At 62.3% G+C, this 1,041-nt stretch carries 1 protein-coding gene; it reads left to right on the top strand.

What is annotated here, in order from left to right:
- A partial coding sequence (locus ACFODV_RS15210; RefSeq protein ID WP_379760934.1) for an ISL3 family transposase occupies positions 1-1,027 on the top strand: 1,027 nt, incomplete at its 5' end.
- Positions 1,028-1,041: the final 14 nt, after the last annotated feature.

Below are 1,041 nucleotides of genomic sequence, written 5' to 3' on the forward strand. Positions count from 1 at the left end.
TGCGCGCGTCCCGCGCACCAAGTGTCCCGCGCATGGCGTCAAGCGCATCGAGGTGCCCTGGGCACGGCCGGGCAGCGATTTCACCCTGCTGTTCGAGCAAGCTGCCATGTCGCTGGTTAAAGAGATGCCGGTGTTGGCCGTCTCTCGGCAGTTGGAGATCTCCGACAAGCGCCTGTGGCGCATCGTGCACCACTATGTGGGACGGATGCTGGGTCAATTGGACCTATCCAAGGTCGAGGCCGTCGGCCTGGATGAAACCGCTTCTCGGCGTGGTCACCGCTATGTGACGGTGTTTCTCGACATGCACCGCAAGCATCAGCCGGTGATCTTCGCCATCCCCGGCCATGGCAAGGACACCATCAAGGCTTTCAGCGCCTTTCTGGCCAAGCATGGGGGTGACCCAGACAACGTCGTCGAAGTGGTCTGCGACATGTCTCAGGCCTTTCTCAGTGGCGTGGCCAAGCACCTGCCCAGCGCCGACGTCACGGTCGACTGGTTCCATATCGTGCAGACCTTTACCAAGGCCCTGGACGAGGTCCGCAAGAAGGAGCGCCGAGAGAAGGGGCATCCCAAGGCCTTGCGATGGGCGGTACTCAAACGCGCAGATAACGACAAGCTGACAGCCACGCAACTGGCGGCACTCCAGGAGCTGGTAGCCGATCGTGGCGCCACAGCCGATGCCTGGGTGATCAAGGAAAAGCTGCGCTGGATCCAGAAGGCCCCGACACCGCGCGCGGCCCGCTGGCGCATCACGAACTACCTCAATGTCATGCGGGAGGCCGTCACCGGCCAGCCACTGCTCAAGCCGATGGCGAAGGCCCTGGCGACCCTGAATCGGCATGCAGAGCAGGTGGTGAGACGCTGGCTGTCTGGCCTGACCAACGCACGCCTGGAGGGCATGAATGGTCTCTTCCAAGCTGCCAGGTCACGCGCACGCGGCTACCGAAACGAGGCCAACTTCATCGCCATGATCTACCTGATTGGCAGCCCTGTGGGCCGCCTGCTTGATCAGGCCAAATCCACATGAAACGACGAAGAACC

This window comes from Halomonas tibetensis (assembly GCF_042643535.1).
In the GTDB taxonomy this organism is placed as follows: Bacteria; Pseudomonadota; Gammaproteobacteria; order Pseudomonadales; family Halomonadaceae; genus Halomonas; species Halomonas tibetensis.